An 18439-nucleotide genomic window follows, 5' to 3' on the forward strand; every position below is an offset into this window, starting at 1 on the left:
TGCAAAGTGGAGTATTCAGAAATGGATAAGACACAATTAACACCGGAACAACAAATTGCCTGGGCACAGGGAAAGCTCGTCACTTCAGTATTTCTTCGTGATGTAGCCGGTTGTCATGCCGCCTGGAAAGTATTACGTAAATACAGAAATTTTGTTGTGCATCGCCAGCCGCATCAGGAATGGCGGAATAATTTAAAAGCAATTTAATTCTTTCTATTTAAAAACCAATGCCTTAAACGGCAGGGATTTTAACACCCTGAACCAAGGAGTTCTAAATGAAAGTTAGCGTTACAACCGTTGAGCTGAATCTTGTTATCGTAAATAAAGAAATTGCTACCTTTAATATTAACGGTGCTATTTCAGGCGTGGTTCATTTGCCATCTTCAGGCCCTGTAACCGTTGTTCTTGACGGTGGCTACGTACTCGGTGAGTTTCATTGCCCGATTTGCGCTGTTAAGCACATTAGCTTGCTGTCTGTGAATTTCTCAGAAGCACAGAACGCTTGTGGCATGTCTTATTACGACCACAAGCGCCAATATCTTAACTGATATGGAAGACACCACCTGTCATTGCGCTGTTTGCTGCCACGAATATAATAAATTGGAAATGCATGAAAGGAAAACAGATATATACCCCTTTAAGCGCACGATTTATTTATGTGAGCAATGCTATGAAAAAAGAGAAAGGCGTGACGCTTTAAGAAAGGTAAAACGCGGCATCCGCAAGCCATTTCATTCAACATCATTTTTCAAATATTAAACGAGGTTATTATGTCTGTTGAGTTAAAAGTATTTGGTGGTGCTTACTTCCCAAAAGATAAAGCATTAAAAAAACATCCCGATTTAAAACCACTTGCCACCGCAGTTAATGCGGCCACAAAAACCATCGCTGAGGCCGTTATTTTCGGTAAGCTTGCGGCTGAACATCCTGAACATATTGATGATTATTTTAAGGTGAAAATCTGGGAGCACCATGATGATCTCCCCTGCCCTGAGCTTGATGTGTTTAGCTCTGATTTCTTTGGTGATCACGTTGTCTGGAATACCAACCGCGGTGAACCAGCTGCTGCACCACAGCCAGAAACTGAAGCAAAGGAAGAACGGGAGGACAACAAGAATCAGGAAGAAATTAAAATCGTTGCGCAGCTCGACCAGGCATCCCGCGCAGCTTGTCTGGCACTATTCGGCCCGGTCCCTGGAATCACTTCAGCGCAGTATGGCCAGATCGTCGATTTGAAGAATGATGATGAACCCAGCTTTGCCCGCGAGCTTGCTGAAGCACTGGCAAAAGAGCGCCGCGCGCTTGAGCTGGCGCCGGAACGCCAGGAGCAATTGCTCTCCTGGTTACGTGAGAACACCAAAGAAACTGCGCAGTGGCCGGACATCAAAAAGCAGATCGCTAAATGGATCGATACACCAGTTGATAAGCGACCTCAGTCTGCCAGCACTAACTCAGAAGAAAACCGTACAGACACCGGTTCCACGCTGGGCGGTGACAACAAGACAGACCGCAGCCCGGATCTGGTTCATAACCTTTCTACGCTGCGTATCGAAGTGGCTGTTGCCATTCTGAGCATGTACGACGAGATCGACATCTACTCTATCCCAAATAAATTCTTCATCCCTGCCAAAGCAATGGCTGAATCAGAACAGGACACCCGCTTTAATGCATGGTGGAAAAAGCTTCGGGCTACCCCAGGAATTCTGGACTATTCACGCGCGGCCATCATCGCACTGATTAAATCCGCTCCGGAAGACCTCTGGATGGATCCTGTAGCCTTGCGTGAGTACATCAATCGCGAGCTGGTTGAATGTGACCATGCGAAACCTGACCGGAAAACGGTTGATATAGCCTGTCGCCCTAAACCTCGCACTAATGCTGAGAAAAATGAAAATGATGAAACCGAATCGACTGTATCGGGCGAAACTCTGCCACCAGCAATTTGCCCAGTCAAAGCTGCGCAACTCAACAAAGAACTCAACGAGGCATTCGCTCAGAGCAAAACACCTGAAAAGCAAGCCGGTGATCAGCCGCGGGTGGAGAACCTGGGCGGCGGAGTCTTCTCTGTTGATGCACTGATTAATAATCCCCCCTCAAATGAGGTCGAAAAAACGGAAAATCGTCCGGCAATGAGCGAGCGGGAAATCGAAATTGCCTACGCCCTTAACGATCTGATGTCGGGTCGCACCCGGGAACTATCTCCTGAGGAAGTTGAATGCGATGTAATGATTACGGGGCATTCAGTCGCGTACCTCGTGACCTTAATGATCGCGGATATTGCAGCAACTGAATTTTGCCTCTCTCCAGATCTTGAGGTTGATGAAATTCAAATGTTGGCAGCCTGCATCCTTGATAAATGGTCTGATGATGTCAGCGTTCGCCAGAAAATCGCTCTTGATGCGATCGTGGAATACCGCCGTCCGGAACCACCAAAATCTGTCGTGCTAGATCCGCCAGCCGTTACTGCAAAGCCGAAAACCGAACCCGAACCAGCGCCTGAAACATCCGCGCCGTTTACGTCTGTTACCTACCTGCAACAGCTGACCATTGCAGCACTGCAGGGCTTATGTTCCAACCCGGCATATTGCAATCAGTATGAGGAATTACCGGCTATGGCTTCCGGGCTTGCCCACAGTGTTATCACCTATCAGGAAGGCTCCTGTGCGTCTGATTAACCGGAGCAAACGAGACAGCATCGGCGGGCCAGCATGTGCCGCCGCGCTTAAATGCCATTTTGAGAAATATGGCGAGCATGGTCGCAGCGACAAACAGACGTTTTACACCATCAGGATCCAGGGGAGAAAAATTACGGTTGAGGTTGTAAACCGCCCACGTAGTTACGTGGCCACGGCTATGACCCATGCTAGGAGTCTCCAATGTCTACCCGGACTTGGTCGGTGATTTTTGACAATCAAAATACTATCTGCCGCTGCGGTATCGTGGCGGCGTCATGGAGTTAAGCATGGCGCAAATCATTTTTGATGAAGAGTGGATGGTGGCGGGAAAGCTCACGGAGAAAACGGGGCTGGATGACAGGCAAATAAAAGCTTATCGCCTCGGATGCTGGATTGAAGGGGTTCATTTTAAGCGAGTACCCGCGGTACCCGGTGGAGAAAGCAAACGCGCTTTGGTCTGGTACAACTTTCCGCTGATTAATAGATTTATTCAGGAAGCATGATGAACTTTCCAACCGGCGTTGAGCTTCATAACGGAAAAATCAGGATCACGTTTACCTATCGCGGCATTCGCTGCCGCGAAGTTCTCCGTGGCTGGGTGGTTAACAGCAGCAACATCAAGAAGGCGGGAAACCTTCGCGCCATCATCGTGAGTGAGATCCAGTTCGGCCAGTTCGACTACGCGGCGCGATTCCCTGAATCAAAGGCGCTTAAAAAATTCTCATCAACCAAGCGGATCACGACATTTAAAGAGCTGAGCGATTTTTTCATTGATACAAAGTCACTGGAGGTGTCGGGGGCTACGCTGCATTCACTCACATCTGCCGTTAACACCCTGAAACGTGTTGTGGGGGAAAATACCCCCCTGGCTGATATTCAGCACGCCGATATTCTGAATTACCGCAAAGAGCTGCTGACCGGCAGCGTATTAAACCCCTCAATGCCTAATCTGGTTAAAAAGGGACGCGCGCCCTCAACAGTCAATAAACAGATGGCGGTTTTATCAGAAATGCTGAAGCTTGCGAATCGAAGTCAGTTTATATTACACGCTCCTTATGAGGGCGTATCTAGGCTTAAGCTATCTAAGGCAGACCCCGATCCGCTTCTACTTCATGAGTACCAGGCACTGATTGCCGCCCTTCCCCGAAAGCTGGCTTTGATCATCATTGTAGCCGTCCACACGGGAATGAGACCCGGCGAGATTTGTGCTCTGGCGTGGGAGGATATCGATCTGAGAAAAGGTGAGATTCACGTATCAAGAAGTCTGACGAACAAGCGGGTGTTTGTGCCGCCGAAAACAGATGCTGGCATCAGAACGATTACTCTGCTTAAGCCTGCTCATGATGCGCTGCTCGAGCAGTTCGAAATCACCGGCAATTACCCAAGACAGCAGATCATTTTCCATCACCGGGAAATCGGCAAAACCGAGCCACAAAATCTGCGTTTTGTGTTTTCTCCTGAAAAGAAATCGGAAGTGAATGAGAGTTTTTTTTCCAAAAACTCGATTTCGTATGGATGGAAACGAGGCACTAAACTTTCGGGAATACGTGAGAGAAATCCTTATCAGTCCCGACACACATTCGCGTGCTGGACGCTTATGGCTGGTGCTAACCCTTCCTTTATCGCCAGCCAGATGGGCCATGAGGATGCGCGCATGGTGTATGAGGTTTATTCAAAGTGGATCGGCGATATGAACCAGGACCAGGTCAACATGCTGAACAATAAGATGCCAACAGCTTTGCCCCCAGGACGCCCCCAAGGTATTGGGAGTATTAAAAAAGTCATTTAATTTCATGACGCTGGTTTCAAACTCCATAATCAGCGTTAAACTATTCATACCATTAATTTAGGGAGAAGAGATGATGCGCGTATTGGTTGTTGAGGATAATGCATTGCTACGCCATCACCTGAAAGTACAACTTCAGGAGATGGGACATCAGGTGGACGATGCCGAAGATGCAAAAGAAGCCGATTATTATCTCAATGAACACCTGCCGGATATCGCCATCGTCGATTTAGGGTTACCTGATGAAGACGGTTTGTCGTTAATTCGTCGCTGGCGCAGCCATGATGTTTCTCTCCCGGTTCTGGTTCTGACTGCCCGTGAAGGCTGGCAGGACAAGGTTGAAGTGCTCAGTGCGGGTGCAGATGATTACGTCACCAAGCCGTTTCACATTGAAGAGGTGGCAGCGCGCATGCAGGCACTGTTACGCCGCAACAGCGGGCTGGCCTCGCAGGTCATTTCTATCCCTCCATTCCAGGTTGATCTCTCCCGACGAGAATTAGCCATCAACGATGAAGTGATCAAGCTGACTGCCTTCGAATACACCATTATGGAAACGCTGATCCGTAACAATGGCAAAGTGGTGAGCAAAGATTCTTTAATGCTCCAGCTTTATCCAGATGCTGAACTGCGCGAGAGCCATACCATTGATGTGTTGATGGGTCGTTTGCGTAAGAAAATTCAGGCGCAGTACCCACAGGACGTGATCACCACCGTCCGTGGTCAGGGCTACCTGTTCGAATTACGCTAAATGAGACGGATTTTGCGCCACATACTGCCCCTCTCGCTACGGGTTCGTTTTTTACTGGCAACGGCCGCCGTTGTCCTGGTCTTGTCGCTTTCGTACGGTATGGTGGCGCTGGTGGGCTACAGCGTCAGCTTCGATAAAACGACTTTCCGGCTGTTGCGCGGTGAAAGTAATCTGTTTTATACCCTGGCAAAGTGGGAAAACAACAAAATCACCGTTGAAATGCCGGAAAACCTCAACCAGCAGAGTCCAACGCTGGCCCTGATTTATAACGAAAAGGGAAAATTGCTTTGGGCACAGCGCGATATTCCCTGGCTGGTCAACAGCATTCGCCCTGAGTGGCTTAAAACCAACGGATTTCATGAAATTGAAGCCGATCTCAATATCACCAGCTCGCTGATTCGTGAAGATCGCTCTCTGCAACAGAAACTGAATGAGATCCGCGCCGATGATGCCGAAACGGAAATGACCCATTCCGTTGCAATCAATATCTATCCGGCGACGGTGAACATGCCGCAGTTGACTATCGTGGTAATCGACACCATTCCGGTCGAACTAAAACGTTCTTATATGGTCTGGAGTTGGTTCATCTATGTTCTGGCCGCGAATCTGCTGCTGGTGATCCCGCTACTGTGGGTAGCGGCGTGGTGGAGCTTGCGCCCCATCGAATCACTGGCGAAAGAGGTTCGCGAACTTGAAGAACATCACCGTGAAAAGCTCAACCCGGCAACCACGCGTGAACTGACAAGCCTTGTGCAGAACCTAAACCGCCTGCTGAAAAGCGAGCGCGAACGCTATGACAAATACCGCACCACACTTACCGACCTGACACACAGCCTCAAGACACCGCTGGCGGTAATGCAAAGTACGTTGCGTTCAATGCGCAGTTCAAAACTCAGCGTCGATGATGCCGAGCCAGTGATGCTTGAGCAAATCAGTCGTATCTCTCAGCAAATTGGCTACTACCTGCATCGCGCCAGTATGCGCTCGGGTAGCGCGTTATTAAGCCGCGAATTGCATCCGGTAGCGCCACTGCTGGATAACCTCACGTCCGCGCTGAACAAGGTTTACCAGCGAAAAGGGGTAAATATCAGCCTTGATATCTCGCCGGAGATCAGCTTCGTCGGCGAGAAAAATGATTTCATGGAAGTGATGGGGAACCTGCTCGACAACGCCTGCAAGTATTGCCTGGAGTTTGTTGAGGTGTCGGCGCGTCAGACAGAGGACGAACTACACATTATTGTTGAAGATGACGGTCCGGGTATTCCACGTAATAAACGTGAAATGGTGTTCGATCGCGGCCAGCGTGCCGACACATTGCGTCCCGGGCAGGGCGTGGGATTATCCGTCGCACGTGAGATTGTGGACCAGTACGATGGCAACATCGAAACCGGTGACAGCTTACTTGGCGGTGCCAGAATGGAAGTGGTTTTTGGTCGTCAGCAACCCATATCGAACGATAGTTAACCCGTTATGTGAAAAATGCGAGGATCTCGCACCCAGGCTCCTGAGCTTCCGTTATAATCCGAGTCAGTAAGAGCCTGCGGAATAAAAAAATATGGACTATCACTTAACACTTAACTGGCCCGAGTTTATTGAACGTTACTGGCAAAAACGCCCGGTGGTTCTGAAACGCGGGTTCAGCAATTTTATCGATCCCATCTCGCCTGACGAGCTGGCCGGTCTGGCCATGGAAAACGAAGTCGACAGCCGCCTGGTCAGCCACCAGGACGGGAAATGGCAGGTCAGCCACGGTCCATTCGAAAGCTATGATCACCTGGGTGAAAACAACTGGTCACTGCTGGTACAGGCGGTCAACCACTGGCACGAGCCGACTGCCGCATTAATGCGTCCGTTCCGTGCCCTGCCCGACTGGCGAATGGACGATCTGATGATCTCCTTCTCTGTACCTGGCGGCGGTGTGGGGCCGCATCTGGATCAGTACGACGTATTTATCATTCAGGGGACTGGCCGCCGCCGCTGGCGTGTGGGCGAAAAAGTGCCAATGAAACAGCACTGCCCTCATCCGGACCTGCTGCAGGTAGACCCTTTTGAAGGGATCATCGACGAAGAGCTGGAGCCGGGGGATATTCTCTACATTCCACCTGGATTCCCGCACGAAGGTTATTCGCTGGAAAACTCACTTAACTACTCTGTCGGGTTCCGTGCGCCAAGCGGTCGCGAGATGATTAGCGGCTTTGCTGACTATGTTCTGCAACGCGAATTGGGCAGTTATCGTTACAGCGATCCCGATGTCCCAGCGCGCGAGCATCCGGCTGATATCCTGCCAGAAGAGCTGGATAAACTGCGCGGCATGATGCTGGATTTGATCAACGAGCCCGAACATTTCCGTCAGTGGTTTGGTGAGTTTATCAGCCAGTCGCGTCATGAGCTGGACGTTGCGCCGCCAGAACCGCCGTATCAGGCCGATGAAATTTATGATGCGTTGCAACAGGGCGACAAGCTGGTTCGTCTGGGCGGGTTGCGCGTTCTGCGTATTGGCGAAGATGTGTTCGTCAATGGCGAGAAGCTGGATTCACCACACCGTCCTGCCCTCGACGCCATCGCCAGCCATCTGGTGCTAACTGCTGATACCTTCGGCGATGCGCTGGAAGATCCCTCTTTCCTCGCGATGCTCTCTGCGCTTGTAAACAGCGGATACTGGTTTTTTGAGGACTGAGTCATAAGCATTTGCCCGGTGTTGCTTCGCTTACCGGGCAATGTCTTACTGCTTCGCGGTTAACTCCGCTATCCGCACAATCACCTTCACTGCTTTTTCCATCCCTTCCAGCGTCACAAATTCGTGTTTGCCATGGTAGTTGTAGCCACCGGTAAACAGGTTCGGACAAGGCAAACCCATAAATGACAGCTGGGATCCATCAGTGCCGCCACGAATCGGTTTTAAGATCGGTTCAATGTCGCAATCGCGCATCGCCTGCTGGGCGATATCAATAATATGCGGATGCGCCATCACCTTCTCACGCATATTGTAATAGCTGTCTTCGATGATCAGCTCAATATAGCAGTCAGGGTGCAAGCCCTTCCCGACCTTCTTCGCGATCTCCATCATCTTACGCTTGCGCGCTTCAAACGCTTTGCGGTCAAAATCGCGGATGATGTAGTGCATCTGCGCGCTGTCGACTGTGCCCTTAATGCTGGTCAGGTGATAGAAACCTTCATAGCCTTCCGTCTGCTCCGGGCTTTCTTCTACAGGTACTTCCGCATGAATGCGTGATGCCAGCGACAACGCATTCACCATCACCCCTTTGGCGGAGCCTGGATGAACATTGTTCCCGACAATCTTGATCGTCACCGATGCGGCATTGAAGTTTTCATACTCCAGCTCACCTACACCACCACCATCGACGGTATAAGCCCACTTCGCGTTGAAGGCCTCCACATCGAAATGTTTCGCCCCCTTTCCGACCTCTTCATCAGGCGTGAATGCCACGCGAATATCACCGTGTGGAATATTTTTGCCCTTCAGTACCGCCAGCGCGGTCATGATTTCCGCGATTCCCGCCTTGTCATCCGCCCCCAGCAACGTTTTCCCGTCGGTGGTGATCAACGTCTGGCCGAGTAACTGGTGCAGAACCGGAAACATTACAGGAGAGAGCACTTCATCACCAATGCCCAGCGCAATATCACCGCCGCGGTAGTTTTCAACAATCTGCGGGTTCACGTGTTTGCCGCTAAAGTCCGGAGAGGTGTCGACATGGGAGATAAAACCAACCGCCGGAATATCGCCCGGGACATTTGCAGGCAGCGTTCCCATCACAGTGCCTTTATCGCTTAACGTGACGTTAACCAGCCCCATGGCGTCAAGCTGCTCTTTAAGCAGGTTTAATAACTTCCACTGGCCTTCGGTGCTCGGCACCTGGCGGACACCCGGTTTAGATTGGGTATCCAGCGAAACGTACTGTAAAAAACGCTCAAGTAATTTATCCATGCAGTCACCCTCACTTTTTGTGACAACATTATCAATAAGCATCAAAACGCAAATATTGCGTCAGGTCACTTTTATCCCGCAAACGAGAATATTTTCCGTTTATATCGTTATACGCTAGTAAATGTAGCTTATGAATCAGTGACAAGGATTGGCGATTCCAGTGGTTTACCGTAGAATGTCCGCCCTCATTACGAGTCACCAAGGTGGTTACACACAAACCCCGCTTCAGTCTGCTGCCTGAGGCGTCTATATGGGACAGCGCAAAAATTGAATACACAATCCCGTTCACGTTCACCGCTGGTGCAACTGGAACGAATTCGTAAGAGTTTTGATGGTAAAGAGGTTATTTCAGAGCTCAACCTGACCATCAATGACGGTGAGTTCCTCACGCTGCTTGGCCCCTCTGGCTGCGGCAAGACAACCGTACTACGCCTTATTGCCGGGCTGGAAAATGTCGATAGCGGCACAATCCATCTTGAAAACCAGGATATTACCCAGGTCCCCGCTGAAGATCGTCACGTTAACACCGTCTTTCAGAGCTATGCGCTTTTTCCGCATATGACCGTGTTCGAGAACGTGGCATTTGGTTTGCGCATGCAAAAAACGCCGGCCAACGAAATCCCTCCGCGTGTCACGGACGCGCTGCGTATGGTGCAACTGGAAGAGTTCGCACAGCGTAAGCCCCATCAACTTTCCGGCGGTCAGCAGCAGCGTGTGGCCATCGCCCGCGCCGTGGTGAATAAACCGCGTCTACTCCTGCTGGATGAGTCTCTTTCAGCGCTGGATTACAAATTACGCAAGCAGATGCAGAACGAGCTTAAAGCCCTGCAGCGCAAGCTTGGCATTACCTTTGTGTTCGTGACCCACGACCAGGAAGAGGCGCTGACCATGTCGGACCGTATTGTGGTCATGCGCGACGGCAAAATCGAACAGGACGGTACGCCACGCGAAATCTACGAAGAGCCGAAAAATCTGTTTGTCGCCAGCTTCATTGGTGAGATCAATATCTTCAATGCCACGGTGATTGAACGCCTGGACGACCAGCGCGTGCGCGCCAGTGTTGAAGGTCGCGAGTGCAATATCACGGTGAATTTCCCCGTCGAAAAGGGACAAAAACTCAACGTTCTGCTGCGGCCGGAAGATCTGCGTGTCGATGAAATTCACGGTAATACAGAGGCTGAGGGGCTTATCGGCTATATCCGCGAGCGGAACTATAAAGGGATGACGCTGGAATCCGTCGTCGAACTGGAGAACGGCAAAATGGTGATGGTCAGCGAGTTCTTTAATGAGGATGACCCTGACTTCGACCACTCTCTCGACCAGAAAATGGTTATCAACTGGGTAGAAAGCTGGGAGGTTGTACTGGCTGATGAAGAACACAAGTAAATTCCAGAATGTGGTGATTGCCACTATCGTCGGTTGGCTTGTGTTATTTGTCTTTTTACCCAACCTGATGATCATTGCCACCAGCTTCCTGACCCGTGACGATACAAACTTCGTTTCGCTGGTCTTTACGCTGGAAAATTACGCGCGCCTGCTCGATCCGCTCTATTTTGACGTGCTACTTCATTCACTCAATATGGCGCTGTTCGCCACCGTTGCCTGTCTGGTGCTCGGTTATCCATTTGCGTGGTTTCTGGCGCATCTGCCGCAAAAGGTCCGCCCGGTGCTGCTATTTTTACTGATAGTGCCTTTCTGGACCAACTCGCTCATTCGCATCTACGGGCTGAAAATCTTCCTGAGTACTAAAGGCTATCTCAACGAGTTTCTGTTGTGGCTGGGGGTGATTGATACGCCAATGCGCATCATGTTTACGCCGGGCGCGGTGATCGTTGGACTGGTCTATATCCTGCTGCCGTTTATGGTCATGCCGCTCTACTCCAGCATTGAAAAGCTGGATAAACCCCTGCTTGAAGCGGCTAAAGATTTGGGTGCCAATAAACTGCAGACCTTTACCCGCATTATCATCCCGCTGACCATGCCCGGCATTATCGCGGGCAGTCTGCTGGTGATGCTGCCGGCGATGGGGCTATTTTACGTTTCTGACCTGATGGGCGGAGCGAAAAACCTGCTGATTGGTAACGTCATTAAAAGCCAGTTCCTCAACATCCGTGACTGGCCGTTCGGCTCGGCCACCAGCATTACCCTGACGGTGGTAATGGGCCTGATGCTGCTGATTTACTGGCGCGCTTCAAGGCTGCTGAACAAGAAGGTAGAACTCGAATGATCGGTCGACTGCTTCGCGGCGGTTTTATGACCGCCATTTACGCTTACCTTTATATCCCGATTATCATTTTGATCGTGAACTCGTTTAACAGCTCGCGCTTCGGGATTAACTGGCAGGGGTTTACCACCAACTGGTACAGCCTGCTGATGAACAATGACAGCCTGCTGCAGGCCGCTCAGCACTCGCTGACGATGGCGATTTTCTCCGCCACCTTCGCGACGCTGATTGGCTCCCTTACCGCTGTGGCGCTCTACCGCTATCGCTTTCGCGGCAAACCGTTCGTCAGCGGCATGCTGTTTGTGGTGATGATGTCACCCGATATCGTCATGGCGATTTCGCTGCTGGTGCTGTTTATGCTGCTGGGCGTGCAGCTTGGCTTCTGGTCACTGCTGTTTTCCCATATCACCTTCTGCCTGCCGTTTGTGGTGGTGACCGTCTTTGCGCGCCTGAAAGGTTTTGACGTGCGCATGCTGGAGGCGGCGAAAGATCTGGGTGCCAGCGAGATGACCATCCTGCGCAAAATCATCCTGCCGCTGGCGATGCCCGCCGTGGCGGCTGGATGGCTGCTCAGCTTTACCCTGTCGATGGATGACGTTGTCGTCTCCTCCTTTGTGACCGGGCCGAGCTATGAAATTCTGCCGTTGAAAATCTATTCGATGGTAAAAGTCGGCGTTTCACCTGAGGTGAACGCGCTGGCGACCATTCTGTTGGTGTTCTCGCTGGTGCTGGTGATCGCCAGCCAGGTTATTGCTCGTGATAAAACAAAATCTCAGGGGACAATGAAATGAAAAAAATGCTCGCCGCTGCGGCGCTGGTGCTTGGCATGGGTGCGGCACACGCTGATGACAGCAAAACGCTCTACTTCTATAACTGGACCGAATATGTGCCGCCGGGCCTGCTGGAACAGTTCACCAAAGAGACGGGCATCAAGGTTATCTACTCGACCTACGAATCGAATGAAACCATGTACGCCAAGCTCAAAACCTACAAAGACGGCGCGTACGATCTGGTGGTTCCTTCCACCTACTTTGTCGATAAAATGCGCAAAGAGGGCATGATCCAGAAGATCGATAAAACGAAGCTAACCAATTTTTCGAACCTCGATCCTGAGATGCTCAACAAGCCGTTCGACCCAAATAACGACTACTCCATTCCATATATCTGGGGAGCAACTGCGATTGGCGTTAACAGCGAGGCCGTCGATCCGAAATCGGTGACTAGCTGGGCCGATCTGTGGAAACCGGAGTATAAAGGTAGCCTGTTGTTAACCGACGACGCACGCGAGGTATTCCAGGTTGCGCTCCGCAAGCTGGGCTACTCTGGCAACACGACGGATCCAAAAGAGATTGAAGCGGCGTATACCGAGCTGAAAAAGCTGATGCCTAACGTGGCGGCCTTCAACTCTGATAACCCGGCAAACCCGTATATGGAAGGTGAAGTGAACCTGGGCATGGTCTGGAACGGCTCAGCGTATGTCGCCCGCCAGGCCGGTACGCCGCTTGAGGTGGTCTGGCCGAAAGAAGGCGGTATCTTCTGGATGGATAGTCTCGCAATTCCTGCCAATGCGAAAAACGTGGATGGTGCTCTGAAGCTGATTAACTTCCTGCTGCGCCCGGACGTGGCTAAACAGGTTGCTGAGACGATTGGCTATCCGACACCCAACCTGGCCGCACGCAAGCTGCTGAAGCCTGAAGTGGCTAATGATAAGTCGCTCTACCCGGATGCCGAAACCATAAGCAAAGGTGAATGGCAAAACGATGTCGGTGACGCCAGCCGCCTTTACGAGGAGTACTACCAGAGATTGAAAGCGGGCAGATAAACACACCGCGTACTTCCTCACGCCGTCTGTACGGCGTGAGGAAGCGTTTAACTCACAGCATTCTCCCCCGCCCAGAGTGTCGCCCTTCGCATTGCCTCGACCACATCCTCATCTGAAAGACCGAGCGCCTGACAAACCCTGGTCGCATCGTCCCACCGCTGCTGCTCATAATAACGGCAAAGCGTAACCATATCCGATAACTGTCCTTCATGATGGCACAGCGCATTGCTCACACTCTGTGGCACCGCGATTTGCTTCATCAGCTCAGCCATCGGCAGTTCAAGAAGGGTATCAAGCAGTGAAAACAGACCGCACATGAAGGCATTTTCAGCCAGCGTCGGTTCGTTCATCTTCTCTGCAATCAGTTCACAGAACTTTCCGCGCATCATGCTCAACGGGTAAAGCTCGCTGACGGTATCATTCCCCGCACTCGCCAGGACCACGACGGCAACAAACCGCCTGAGCTGGTTTTCCCCGAGATATCTGAGCACTTCACTCAGGGTTAACTTACTGAAATTACAGGCGCCGACATGTTTAAATGCGGTGTGCTTCATATAGCGCATGATTTTATACGACAAGGTGAGATCGGTTTTTATCAACGACTCGATGATCCGAAAATCAGGTTTATTGCGTCCCACTTCCATTTGCAGACGGAAAATAGCCAGCTGATTTTGCGACAATCTTTTATATTTAATCACCTCCGGACGGCAGAAAAAATATCCCTGAAAAAGAGAAAAACCTTCATCCCGGTATAGTTTGAATTCCTCTTTAGTCTCAATTTTTTCAGCGAGATATTTAATATGTCCGGTCAGGTGTTTACGTTCATTCAGATACTGTTTAATTTGCGCTAAGGAATAATTTCTGACATCGAATTTCAGTATTGAAATATAGGGTAAAAAAGCATCCCACTCCGGAGCAAGGGTGAAATCATCAAGTGCGAAGCGGTATCCGTGCGCATGCATTTCCCTGACGGCCAGCAATAACTCTTCCCCCGGAACAGCATCTTCCAGGATCTCGATGACCACTTTCTCTTTATCTAGCGCCTCTCCACTGCGGTCAATGACCATCCTGGAAGGAAAATTAATAAACGACACATGCGCCCCGGCGATGCGCTGAGAGGGCACACATAAAAACTGGTCGGATATCATTCTGGATGTGGCATATTCCGCCGATACATCCGGAAAACGGTTTGTCATCCCATCTCTGAAAAGCAGCTCATAAGCTACCGTATTCATATCAGGATTAAAAATGGGTTGTCGCGCGATAAATCCGTACATATCCCATCCTCCTCTACAACTTTATATTTATTAGCATCCTCTTTCTACACGACGATAACGAGCATTATCGAGTACTATTTTGATTGAATGCACAAAATAAAAGCATCCACACTAACTAACTGGATTTGAAATCCTGAAATTTAAATTAAATATACCTGGTACTCTACAGAAAGGAGGCGATATATCCGATAAGTAATGTGTGCCTGCCCGACAAGCACAACATTACGGGAGATGAGAATGAAAGACGCCATGGTCCGAAGACAAAAAATGAGAGTCAAGACGTTGATGCTATTGTCCATTTTCCTCACCGTGACGGTGGGCTTTACCGCAACGATCGGGTTTATGATGTGGCAGTGGATGGCACAGCAAGACATTCTCGCCAAAAAACATATCCGGCAAATTGCCGAAGTGCAGTCTTTGCAGGTCAGCAAACAGCTGGATTCCGCCCTGTCAGCCGCCCGGGATATGGGCAACAGCGCTCTGGCGCTGCACGATGCGGGCGTAACCGATCGTCAGAGCCTCAATCAGTTGCTCACCCATTATCTCTCGGCTCACCCACAGTTTCTCTCCATGTCGATGGCCTTTGAACCCAACGCTTTCGACGACAAAGACGCCACTTTTGCCGGGCAGAGCGGTGAAGACCCTTCCGGGCGTTACGCCCGCTACGTCGACCGCGACGCCACCGGCAAACCCGCATTGCACTTGCTGACGGATTTCGAATCGCCGGGCAGCGGCGATTATTATTTGCTGCCGAAGCAACGGCATAAAGATGTGATCATCGAACCTTATATTTATCCCTACAACGGCGTGAACGTGATGCTTACCTCGATTGCCGCGCCCATCATGCGTGATGGTCAGTTCCTGGGATCAGTCACCTCTGACTTCTCGCTTGCCACGCTGCAGTCGATGATCGGGGCGATTAAACCGTGGAACGGCACTGGTTACGCCCTGCTCCTCTCCGCGGGTAATAACGTGGTTTCCAGCCCGGACAAACGTGCCACAGGCAAGCCTTACGCGGGCAAGATTGCCGGTAATGACGTCATCCGGGCGGACGATCCGCTACTGAAAGAAGAAGTGTTTATCACCTGGCAGGACATTGTTATCGGCAACAGTCAGACACCGTGGAAACTGGCTATTGTCACACCGATCAGCGAAGTGATGGCCGAAGCAAGGGCATTTTTACTGAAAGCTATCATTCTGATGGTGTTAAGCATCGTTGCTGTCAGTCTGGTGATGGCGCAGATATTTACCCGTAAAGTTGACCGTCCGGTTGGAGGCGAACCGTCGGAGGCCGCGGGGATCGCCCTGGCTGTTGCCCGAGGGGATCTGAACAATACCATCCCGGTTCGTCCCGGGGATACCAGCAGTATTTTTTACGCGCTGCACACTATGCAGATGCAGCTCAAGCGCATCGTCGACAATATCAGCGAAGCCAGCCATTCCGTGCACGGCGGCACCAGCGAAATTTCGGCGGGTAATCTTGATCTCGCTTCACGTACCGAAGAACAGGCGGCAGCGATTGTTGAAACAGCCGCCAGCATGGAAGAGATTTCGGTCACGGTGAAGAACAATGCCGATAATGCGCATAAGGCGACAACGTTGACCGACCGCGCCGCCACGCTCGCCGGTCACGGGGAAACACTGGTGAACGACGTGGTCGTTGTGATTGGAGAGATTGATGAGAGCGCACGTAAGATCGGCGAGATTAACAGCATCGTCGATGGCATTGCTTTCCAGACCAATATCCTGGCGCTCAATGCTGCCGTTGAAGCGGCCCGGGCTGGCGAACAGGGGCGCGGTTTTGCGGTAGTGGCAGGTGAAGTCCGCAATCTTGCACAGCGCAGCGCTAACGCGGCAAAAGAGATCTCCCAGTTGATTGCCGAGTCGTCCGGTCGCGTCAGCAAAGGTGTTGAGCTGGTCAATGAGACGGGGGTCATGATGAAACAGGTCATCGAGGCCGTATCGCATGTCCATCTGGTGATCAACGATATGGTTCAGGCCCTGGACGAGCAGAATCGGGGAATTAGCCAGGTGAGCACCGCCGTCAATCAGATGGACAGTACGACCCAGCAGAATGCTTCTCTGGTTCAGCAAATCTCTGCGGCTGCCCTCTCTCTGGACGAACAGGCTAAGTCGCTGGAGAAAACGCTGGCGTTCTTTAATTCATAACAAAAAGGCACCCGGGAACGGGTGCCTTTTCGGATTACAGCCCTTTCAGCAGCTTGTCGACAAATTCCGGTACAACCGTACTTGCCAGGCCGTAGTGTTTCTCTTCAAACTCACTTCCCACCTGGCTTGGCTCCAGGTTCAGTTCGACCGTATGTGCGCCATGCAGCCGCGCCTCGTGAACAAACCCGGCCGCCGGGTAGACATGGCCTGACGTGCCAATAGCGATAAACACATCCGCCATCGCCAGCGCACTGTAGATCTCATCCATCCCCAGTGGCATCTCACCAAACCAGACCACATGCGGACGCAGCCGCGCGGGGAACTGACAGCAGTGGCACTTATCCTCTGGCAGCACGTCCTCTTTCCAGTCCAACACCTGACCGCTCCAGGCACAGCGAACTTTCAGCAGCTCACCGTGCATATGGATGATGTTGTGGTTACCGGCCCGCTCATGCAGATTGTCGATATTCTGCGTAATCAGCAGAAAGCGATCGCCCAACGCCTCTTCCAGCTTCGCCAGCGCCAGATGCGCCGGATTCGGGGCAATCTCAGGCTGCTGAAGCTGGCGACGGCGGGCGTTGTAAAACGCCTGCACGAGATCCGGGTCGCGGGCAAAGCCTTCCGGCGTGGCCACATCCTCCACGCGGTGCTCTTCCCACAGCCCGTCCGCCGCGCGGAAGGTTCGAATTCCTGACTCGGCGGAGATCCCCGCGCCGGTCAGCACCACCACTCTGGGTTTATCCATCGCTTCTGGCATCATTCTGTCTCTGAAAAAGATCCGCTGGCGCAAGCGCTCACGTAAGCGGCGTTTGTTTTTGCGAAAACGGCTGAGTCGACCCTGGCGACGCGACAGCATAGAAACCTCGTAAACTAATCGGTGAGATGAAGGAATGCGGCTCCGCGCATGCCTCCTGCATCCCCGTGTCGCGCACATTCAATACGTGGCACGCGGGCAACCGGTAATAAATGTCGGGGCAAACGCCCGGACAGCTGTTCCGTTATTGCGCTAAAGTTTGAAAGCCCTCCTCCTATCACCAGCAAATCAGGGTCAACGATGGTGAGAATATTGCCCAAACACACCGCCAGCAGATCCAGATAGCGTTCGACGTGCTCACGTGCCTGTGCATCCCCTTGCTCCCACAAGGTAATGATTTGAGGGGCCTCAAGTTTCTGATGATAGAAGTGTTCGTAAAGCCATGCAAACCCACGGCCTGACAGGGTGTTTTCAATACAGCCGTGCTGACCACAGCCGCAGCGGGTCAGCGGGAAATCACGTCCTACCACCTCCAGCGCATCCACCGGTAGACGGATATGGCCGAACTCGCCTGTGATGTAGCTGCGCCCGGTGATGGGCTTACCGTTGAAAATGATCCCACCACCAACGCCGGTGCCGAGGATCAGCCCCATCACCAGGGGATACTGTGTAAATTCTTCGTCCCAGGCTTCCGAGAGCGCAAAGCAGTTGGCATCATTGTCTAAACGCACGTCGCGTTCAAGGAGAGCAGAGAGATCGGCGCGCAGCGGTTTACCGCTGGCGGCAGGCACGTTGGCCGCGTAAAGCGTACCGTCGTCTGTTTCAGGCATGCCCGGAATACCAATGCCGACGCTGCCTTTCACGCCGAAACGTTCATCCGCCTGAGCCACCAGCGCGGCAATGGCGGTTAAAAATTCGTCGTAGCTTTCGCGCGGTGTGGGAACGCGGGTTTCCCACTGCAGTTTGAGATCTTTATCAAACACGCCGAGCGCAATCTTGGTGCCGCCAATATCAAATCCATAATACATAATGCATTCC

The 18439-nt window shown here is 51.6% G+C and carries 18 protein-coding genes; 14 read left to right on the top strand and 4 right to left on the bottom strand.

The genetic code is table 11. From position 1 onward, the window contains the following. Nucleotides 1–21 precede the first annotated feature (21 nt). From WB237_RS07940 to WB237_RS07980, 9 genes are all read left to right on the top strand, one after another. Nucleotides 22–207: a hypothetical protein gene (locus WB237_RS07940; protein WP_320688687.1), complete on the top strand. Its 186-nt coding sequence runs from the start codon at nucleotides 22–24 to the stop codon at nucleotides 205–207. Nucleotides 208–275: 68 nt separating this feature from the next. Beyond that, a complete protein-coding gene (locus WB237_RS07945; protein ID WP_336212113.1) occupies nucleotides 276–548 on the top strand; it encodes a hypothetical protein in 273 nt (90 codons plus the stop codon). Between the two features lie 222 nt (nucleotides 549–770). Continuing rightward, nucleotides 771–2675 (top strand): exodeoxyribonuclease VIII, encoded by a 1905-nt coding sequence (locus WB237_RS07950; RefSeq protein ID WP_336212115.1) that lies wholly within the window; start codon nucleotides 771–773, stop codon nucleotides 2673–2675. After that, nucleotides 2662–2901, top strand: coding sequence for a DUF4060 family protein (locus tag WB237_RS07955; protein WP_336212117.1), 240 nt, complete (start codon nucleotides 2662–2664; stop codon nucleotides 2899–2901). Before WB237_RS07950 ends, WB237_RS07955 begins: the two co-directional genes overlap by 14 nt. Before the next feature lie 61 nt (nucleotides 2902–2962). Beyond that, nucleotides 2963–3178, top strand: coding sequence for an excisionase family protein (xisR, locus tag WB237_RS07960; protein WP_010429804.1), 216 nt, complete (start codon nucleotides 2963–2965; stop codon nucleotides 3176–3178). Next, nucleotides 3178–4464, top strand: coding sequence for a site-specific integrase (locus WB237_RS07965; RefSeq protein WP_336213525.1), 1287 nt, complete (start codon nucleotides 3178–3180; stop codon nucleotides 4462–4464). The genes xisR and WB237_RS07965 overlap by 1 nt, the downstream gene beginning before the upstream one ends. Nucleotides 4465–4537: 73 nt before the next feature. Beyond that, nucleotides 4538–5209: a two-component system response regulator PhoP gene (gene phoP / locus WB237_RS07970; RefSeq protein WP_028019015.1), complete on the top strand. Its 672-nt coding sequence runs from the start codon at nucleotides 4538–4540 to the stop codon at nucleotides 5207–5209. Continuing rightward, the gene (gene phoQ / locus WB237_RS07975) at nucleotides 5210–6673 is read left to right on the top strand and encodes a two-component system sensor histidine kinase PhoQ (RefSeq protein WP_336212120.1); all 1464 of its coding nucleotides are present in this window, start codon (nucleotides 5210–5212) and stop codon (nucleotides 6671–6673) included. It abuts the gene before it with no gap. Nucleotides 6674–6764: 91 nt separating this feature from the next. Then, on the top strand, nucleotides 6765–7886 hold the full coding sequence (locus WB237_RS07980) for a ribosomal protein uL16 3-hydroxylase (protein WP_336212122.1): 1122 nt from the start codon (nucleotides 6765–6767) through the stop codon (nucleotides 7884–7886). Nucleotides 7887–7931: 45 nt separating this feature from the next. Here the strand turns inward: WB237_RS07980 and pepT are convergent, their stop codons facing one another. Next, complete coding sequence (gene pepT / locus WB237_RS07985) at nucleotides 7932–9155, bottom strand: peptidase T (protein ID WP_032666982.1); 1224 nt, start codon at nucleotides 9153–9155, stop codon at nucleotides 7932–7934. Nucleotides 9156–9392: 237 nt separating this feature from the next. On the opposite strand from pepT, the gene potA reads away from it, so the two are divergent. From potA to potD, 4 genes are read left to right on the top strand one after another with little or no spacing between them, the layout of a single operon-like run. Next, nucleotides 9393–10541, top strand: a complete 1149-nt coding sequence (gene potA / locus WB237_RS07990; RefSeq protein ID WP_336213529.1) for a spermidine/putrescine ABC transporter ATP-binding protein PotA — start codon at nucleotides 9393–9395, stop codon at nucleotides 10539–10541. Then, nucleotides 10525–11382: a spermidine/putrescine ABC transporter permease PotB gene (potB, locus tag WB237_RS07995; protein ID WP_049007869.1), complete on the top strand. Its 858-nt coding sequence runs from the start codon at nucleotides 10525–10527 to the stop codon at nucleotides 11380–11382. The genes potA and potB overlap by 17 nt, the downstream gene beginning before the upstream one ends. Continuing rightward, on the top strand, nucleotides 11379–12170 hold the full coding sequence (gene potC, locus WB237_RS08000; protein ID WP_014169603.1) for a spermidine/putrescine ABC transporter permease PotC: 792 nt from the start codon (nucleotides 11379–11381) through the stop codon (nucleotides 12168–12170). The genes potB and potC overlap by 4 nt, the downstream gene beginning before the upstream one ends. Further along, nucleotides 12167–13201, top strand: a complete 1035-nt coding sequence (potD, locus tag WB237_RS08005; protein WP_028019022.1) for a spermidine/putrescine ABC transporter substrate-binding protein PotD — start codon at nucleotides 12167–12169, stop codon at nucleotides 13199–13201. The genes potC and potD overlap by 4 nt, the downstream gene beginning before the upstream one ends. A 47-nt stretch (nucleotides 13202–13248) precedes the next feature. Here the strand turns inward: potD and WB237_RS08010 are convergent, their stop codons facing one another. Further along, nucleotides 13249–14478 (bottom strand): EAL and HDOD domain-containing protein, encoded by a 1230-nt coding sequence (locus WB237_RS08010; protein WP_336212125.1) that lies wholly within the window; start codon nucleotides 14476–14478, stop codon nucleotides 13249–13251. Nucleotides 14479–14715: 237 nt separating this feature from the next. On the opposite strand from WB237_RS08010, the gene WB237_RS08015 reads away from it, so the two are divergent. After that, nucleotides 14716–16647, top strand: a complete 1932-nt coding sequence (locus tag WB237_RS08015) for a methyl-accepting chemotaxis protein (protein ID WP_336212127.1) — start codon at nucleotides 14716–14718, stop codon at nucleotides 16645–16647. Nucleotides 16648–16681: 34 nt separating this feature from the next. Here WB237_RS08015 and cobB read toward each other — a convergent pair whose 3' ends face one another. Both cobB and nagK read right to left on the bottom strand, forming a co-directional pair. Then, nucleotides 16682–17503, bottom strand: coding sequence for a Sir2 family NAD+-dependent deacetylase (cobB, locus tag WB237_RS08020; RefSeq protein ID WP_129996087.1), 822 nt, complete (start codon nucleotides 17501–17503; stop codon nucleotides 16682–16684). A 14-nt stretch (nucleotides 17504–17517) separates the two neighbouring features. Beyond that, nucleotides 17518–18429, bottom strand: coding sequence for an N-acetylglucosamine kinase (nagK, locus tag WB237_RS08025; RefSeq protein WP_336212130.1), 912 nt, complete (start codon nucleotides 18427–18429; stop codon nucleotides 17518–17520). Between the last annotated feature and the right edge of the window lie 10 nt (nucleotides 18430–18439).

The sequence above is a fragment of the Enterobacter sp. P82 genome (genome assembly GCF_037053385.1).
Lineage (GTDB): Bacteria > Pseudomonadota > Gammaproteobacteria > Enterobacterales > Enterobacteriaceae > Enterobacter.

Excerpts from the sequence above, each read along its gene's own strand:
- potD (WP_028019022.1), top strand. The coding sequence starts at position 12,167 with ATGAAAAAAATGCTCGCCGCTGCGGCGCTGGTGCTTGGCATGGGTGCG.
- pepT (WP_032666982.1), bottom strand. The coding sequence starts at position 9,155 with ATGGATAAATTACTTGAGCGTTTTTTACAGTACGTTTCGCTGGATACC.
- phoP (WP_028019015.1), top strand. The coding sequence starts at position 4,538 with ATGCGCGTATTGGTTGTTGAGGATAATGCATTGCTACGCCATCACCTG.
- nagK (WP_336212130.1), bottom strand. The coding sequence starts at position 18,429 with ATGTATTATGGATTTGATATTGGCGGCACCAAGATTGCGCTCGGCGTG.
- cobB (WP_129996087.1), bottom strand. The coding sequence starts at position 17,503 with ATGCTGTCGCGTCGCCAGGGTCGACTCAGCCGTTTTCGCAAAAACAAA.
- WB237_RS07980 (WP_336212122.1), top strand. The coding sequence starts at position 6,765 with ATGGACTATCACTTAACACTTAACTGGCCCGAGTTTATTGAACGTTAC.
- WB237_RS07965 (WP_336213525.1), top strand. The coding sequence starts at position 3,178 with ATGAACTTTCCAACCGGCGTTGAGCTTCATAACGGAAAAATCAGGATC.
- potC (WP_014169603.1), top strand. The coding sequence starts at position 11,379 with ATGATCGGTCGACTGCTTCGCGGCGGTTTTATGACCGCCATTTACGCT.
- potB (WP_049007869.1), top strand. The coding sequence starts at position 10,525 with ATGAAGAACACAAGTAAATTCCAGAATGTGGTGATTGCCACTATCGTC.
- phoQ (WP_336212120.1), top strand. The coding sequence starts at position 5,210 with ATGAGACGGATTTTGCGCCACATACTGCCCCTCTCGCTACGGGTTCGT.
- WB237_RS08015 (WP_336212127.1), top strand. The coding sequence starts at position 14,716 with ATGAAAGACGCCATGGTCCGAAGACAAAAAATGAGAGTCAAGACGTTG.
- WB237_RS07940 (WP_320688687.1), top strand. The coding sequence starts at position 22 with ATGGATAAGACACAATTAACACCGGAACAACAAATTGCCTGGGCACAG.
- WB237_RS07945 (WP_336212113.1), top strand. The coding sequence starts at position 276 with ATGAAAGTTAGCGTTACAACCGTTGAGCTGAATCTTGTTATCGTAAAT.
- WB237_RS08010 (WP_336212125.1), bottom strand. The coding sequence starts at position 14,478 with ATGTACGGATTTATCGCGCGACAACCCATTTTTAATCCTGATATGAAT.
- WB237_RS07950 (WP_336212115.1), top strand. The coding sequence starts at position 771 with ATGTCTGTTGAGTTAAAAGTATTTGGTGGTGCTTACTTCCCAAAAGAT.
- xisR (WP_010429804.1), top strand. The coding sequence starts at position 2,963 with ATGGCGCAAATCATTTTTGATGAAGAGTGGATGGTGGCGGGAAAGCTC.